This is a genomic window from Methylobacterium sp. J-070 (genome assembly GCF_022829385.1).
Classification (GTDB): domain Bacteria; phylum Pseudomonadota; class Alphaproteobacteria; order Rhizobiales; family Beijerinckiaceae; genus Methylobacterium.
Genome location: NZ_JAKSXX010000049.1, coordinates 1 through 4957, shown reverse-complemented (window position 1 = coordinate 4957; position 4957 = coordinate 1). Strand labels below are relative to the sequence as shown.

2 protein-coding genes and 1 pseudogene are annotated in these 4957 nt (G+C 66.1%); 2 read left to right on the top strand and 1 reads right to left on the bottom strand.

Annotation, left to right across the window (positions count from 1 at the left end; all coding sequences use genetic code 11):
• The first annotated feature begins 331 nt into the window (after positions 1–331).
• Positions 332–3351: pseudogene (locus MKL01_RS02855) on the top strand (EAL domain-containing protein).
• A gap of 3 nt (positions 3352–3354) precedes the next feature.
• On the opposite strand, the gene MKL01_RS02850 reads toward MKL01_RS02855, so the two are convergent.
• Complete coding sequence (locus MKL01_RS02850) at positions 3355–3549, bottom strand: hypothetical protein (protein WP_243903727.1); 195 nt, start codon at positions 3547–3549, stop codon at positions 3355–3357.
• Between the two features lie 80 nt (positions 3550–3629).
• Between MKL01_RS02850 and MKL01_RS35605 the strand changes: the two genes are divergently transcribed.
• Positions 3630–4007, top strand: coding sequence for an energy transducer TonB (locus MKL01_RS35605; RefSeq protein ID WP_279604370.1), 378 nt, complete (start codon positions 3630–3632; stop codon positions 4005–4007).
• Positions 4008–4957 lie beyond the last annotated feature (950 nt).

Genomic DNA, 4957 nt, shown 5'->3' with positions numbered 1-4957 from the left:
GGTGACCCGGGAGATGTCGGGCAGCATGCACACGGCCGCCCATGGTGTCACGACGATCGCCGGCGGCATGGAGGCGATCGCCAGAGCCTCTGAGCAGGTCGACGCCGCCACACGTCAGGTCCGTGAAGCCGCACGGGCGGTTGGCTAAGCGTTCGACCGCTGGAACGACGGTTGCGCGAGATCTGCTACGGATCGTCGCGGCTGGTCTGTCTACGCCGATTTCTACTGTAGCTGCCTTCAAGAGATGAGGTGTTTGTTAGGGCGCCCAAGATACGGTCTCTTGCGGCCAAACCGTTCAATTGTTGCCGTGTCGATCCGGTGGGAATGATCGATGGCACAGGATACGTCGAACGAAGCCGCGCGGCTTGCCGCCCTGACTGATCTAGCGATCACCGACACGCCCGCAGAGGCCCACTTCGAAGCCGTCTGCCGTCTGGCACGCGATCTGTTCGGCGTGACGATCGCCCTCGTCTCCATCGTCGAGGAAGACCGGCAGTGGTTTCTGACCAAGTGCGGCACGGACCTGAGCGCGAGCCCACGCGACGCGTCGTTCTGCACCTACACGATCAGGTCCGACGAGGTCTTCGTCGTCGAGGACGCCGCTGCCGACGCGCGTTTCCCTGCAAGTCCGCTGGTCTCAGGCGGACCCGGCATCCGCTTCTACGCGGGGGCGCCGCTCGTGCTCCGGTCCGGCGTCCGCGTCGGTGCGCTGTGCGTCAAGGACACGGTCCCGCGCAACTTCTCGGGTAAGCAGACGCGCCAGCTTCGCGATCTCGCCGAGATTGTCGTGGCGCACCTGCGGCTGCACGAGAGCACGCGCGCAGGCGTGGCCGAGAGCCTCGCCTTACGCGCAGCCCAGGACGCGCAGCGCGTGGCTGAGACGCCCGCTTCGTTTGGCCACTGGCGGATCGACGTGGCGACACGGACGATGACGTGGTCCGATGGCGCTGCGGCGATCTTCGACCGTCCGCTGCCCGCCTCAGGACGGATCGACCTCGACGCGTACCTGCTGCTTCAACGCCCCGAGGAGCGGGAGGCAGTCCGCCGTTGCCTCAACGAGGTGATCGCAGGGACGGATCCTGAAACCATCGGTGGCTACCAGCGGCGCGGGCGCATCGTCCGCCCGAATGGCGAGGAGCGCGTCATTACAGTTCGCGGCGTGCCGGTTCGAGAGACGAACGGCATCGTGACGGCCGTCTACGGCGTGGTGCTGGACGCGACCGAGCACGCGCGCGTGGAAGCGCCCCTCCACGAGAGCAACGAACTCCTGCGCACCACCCTGGAGAGCATGGATCAGGGCCTGATCGTCTACAGCCCCGACCGGCGCGTGCGCCTGCACAACCGGCGTGCGCGCGACCTCCTCGACCTGCCCGAGACCGTCCTGCACGACGGGAGTCCCTACAGCGCCATCAACGCGTTCCAGGTTGCGCGTGTCGAGTTCCAGACCAGCCCAGCGCCCCTGGTCGCAGCACTGGACGCGGCCGATCTCGCCAGCCTGCCGGACGTGTACGAGCGTGAGCGCCCCGATGGCACGAGCCTGGAGGTACGTGTAGTGCGGTTGCCGGACGGCGGGTATGTACGCACATACACGGACATCACGCGCCGCTGCGCCAGCGAGGCCCGCCTGCGCCTAAGCGAGGAGCGGCTCGCCCTGGCGCTCGACAGCGGTGAGGACTGCCTGTTCGACTGGAACCTGATCGACGGGACCACCTGGGTGTCCGAGCGCTGGCGCGACAGGCTGGGGCTCGTGGGCGAGCGCGCTCAGCCCACCATGTCGGGCTGGATCGAGGTGGTGCATCCGGACGATCGCGCGCGCGTGATGACCGCCACGCGCGCGCACCTGCGGGGGCAGACCCCCACACTCGAATGCGAGTACCGCGTGGGTCAGGCGAAGGACGAGGCATTTTGGGTGCTCGCCCGCGCCCGTGTAGCCGCTCGTGCCCCGGACGGCCGGGCGCTTCGGTTGGTCGGCACTTTGATCGACATTTCACGCCGCAAGGAGGCGGAGGCCCGCATCGCCCACATGGCCTTGTACGACGCGCTCACCGGCCTGCCAAACCGCAACCTCTTCCGCGAGCGTCTGGATAATGCGCTCTGCCGGGCCGCCCTGGCGCCGAACCGCCACGCCGTCCTCGCGCTCGACCTCGACCACTTTAAGGTCGTCAACGACACCTACGGGCATCTCGCGGGAGACCGGCTGCTGCGTCTGGTGGCCGAGCGCCTCCGCTCGGCCGTGCGCGATGCGGACACGGTCGCCCGACTCGGCGGCGATGAGTTCGCGGTGATCCTGTCAGATATCGATGGCGAAGCGGCTGTCAGGGGAGCATGTGAACGCATCATAGCCGCAGTGGATGAACCGCTGCTGCTCGACGCGACCGTGATCGACATCGGTGTGAGCATCGGTGTCGCGCTTCTGTCTGACGACGGCACCGACGCCGAAGAAGTGTTCCAGCGCGCCGACATGGCGCTGTTCCGGGCGAAGGCCGCGAGCCGCAACACTTACCGGATGTACGAGGCCGAGGCGCATGCGCGCACCGCCACGCGCAGTCTGCTCGCGATCGACATGAAGGAGGCGATCCGGCGCGGCGACTTCTTCCTCGTCTACCAGCCGATCTTCAACGTGACGACCGGGGCGATCGTGAGTTTCGAGGCCCTGATGCGCTGGCAACACCCAGTGCACGGTCTGATCTCGCCCAGCGCGTCAGCGTCAATGTCTCGGCGGTGCAGTTCCGCGGCGGCTTGGAGGAGGCTGTCGTGGCTGCCCTATCGGCGACTGGTCTCCCGGCAAGGCGTCTGAAGCTTGAGGTGACCGAAAGCCTGCTGGTGCAGAACCCGGAGCAGGCTGTCGCGGTCTTACACCGGCTTCGCGCGCTGGGCGTGCGCTTGGCGCTCGACGATTTCGGCACGGGGTACTCGTCCTTGAGCTACCTGCGGCGGTTCCCCTTCGACAAAATCAAGATCGACCGATCTTTCATCCGAGACATCGCCGACCCGGATGCGGCTGCGATCGTGCGGGCGGTCGTGAGCATTGGCGAACGGCTGGGTATGGGCATCGTCGCCGAGGGTGTCGAAACGATCGAGCAGCTCGAACTGGTTCGCCGCGAGGGCTGTACCGAGGTGCAGGGTTATATCTTCAGCAAGCCACGATCAGCCGCGGACGCGCGGGCTCTCTGTTGTGATCAGCCTTCGTTTCCGGACGAGGAGCTGCCCAGCTCTGGAGAGCGCAACCTTGGCTTCGGCGAAAGCAGGCAGTCCGCCGAGATATCTGGTGAGCCCGGGTTTGGGGAACCGATTGTCGATCGCGTCCAAGAGACACTAGGGCCCCGACGCAAAGTGCATCGGCAGCGGTAGGGCTCAGCCCTCCGCCCGCTGTACCCGATCCGCATCCTCAGCCGCGACTGCCTCAACCGCTGCGATGACATTCTCCAGTTCGGCGACCTGCCGCAACGCACTGCCGGCCGGCAAACCATCATACTCGGCCATAGCCAGGATGAGCGTGCGCTGGTGCGCCTTCAGGCGTTCGAGGAGGGCGTTCAGCTTGTCGGCCATGGGCGGGCTGTAGCCGCGCGAGCAGAGTTCGACAATCCGACGGTATCGACACCTCGTCTGGCGAGCGCCATCGTTGCTCGATGTCGAGTCGACACATCCCAATCTGCATAGCTGCGCTTGGCCTGCTGCTATCTCCTGTCCTGAGTGTGTCCCGAGACGGTGTCTCTCCTGCGGTGAGGCACTGGCTTTCGGCTTTCATCACGAAGATCGATGAGACAGATCGAGCCCGACGTTCGAAGGCCGACGAGATGACGGGCATGGTGGTCGTGCGTGTCGAAGTTACGGCTGATGGATCCGTGAGGCGGCCCGAAATCGAACGCAGCTCGGGTTTGCGCCTAATCGATCAGCGTGCACTCGATGCTCTACGGGCTGTCGCTTCGTTCGATCCGCCGCCAACCGAGATGCTGACTCCAGCTGGCGTCACGGACCTTAGTTTTCAGTTGCGGCTCGGGCGCTGATCAGTCTCGGCACCCCGTCTCTGGCGACAGTTCCCAGCGCCTGCTACAGGGTCGCTCTTCCCGCCCGCATGCCCGAAGCGTTCGCGACGCCGCAAGGCGTGCGGTGGGTAAGCACGTGACGACAGGCGCGCCTCCGGCCAGTTCCCTGAGGCCAGCCCGTGAGGCCTAGGCCGGGCTGTCGCGTGAGGGTCGGCGCGGTGCGGCGGGACTGGAGACCGCAAGGCGTCGGCTCATGGCCCCAGCCATAGTGTGGAAACGCACATGTACGCCTGCCTGGGGGTCTCAGCGCGGTTGTCTGCTGCGCTGCTGTAGCTACGTTGCCAGTGCGGGATCACGACGGCGTCGTGGTCGCGTAGCCCCTAGTGGGCGTTTCCTCCCTAGACTTCGGGCCGCCTCCTCGGGGGTGGCCTTTTCTTTGTCCGGAGGGGCGCGGGTGCTGAAAACCTGAGGCCCGCCCCCGGGGGAATGAGAGCGGGCCTCAGCTACGACTGTGCCGACGAGGCTGCGCGCCAGACGGCCCAGTCTTTGGAGCCGGCGCGCTGCTCTGAAGGCAATCGGGCTGTGCCCGGTCGCTAAGGTCGAAGCTGAACGAGAGCGGCTAACGCCTCGTTACGACGGCGACGCAATCAGCGGTTTCCAGGAGTTCCGCTGGTGCCGCCCGGCTTTGATCCCGATCCCGCATCGTTGGCACCCGTGCTGTTCGTCGTGCCCGAGCGGCTCATGCCGCCGGTCGAGGGACCGCTCCCCGACGCACCGGGCGATGAGCCCGATCCGGCATCACTCGCACCCGTACTATTTGAGGTGCCAGAGCGGCTTGAACCACCTTCAGCGGCGAATGCTGGGCCGGCAAGGATGAGGACGGTTGCGATGGTCAGTGCAGTTCTCATCGGCGTAGCTCCCAATTGTCCGCCGGTCGGACACAGGAGCCCACCATGCGGTAACAAGGCAAT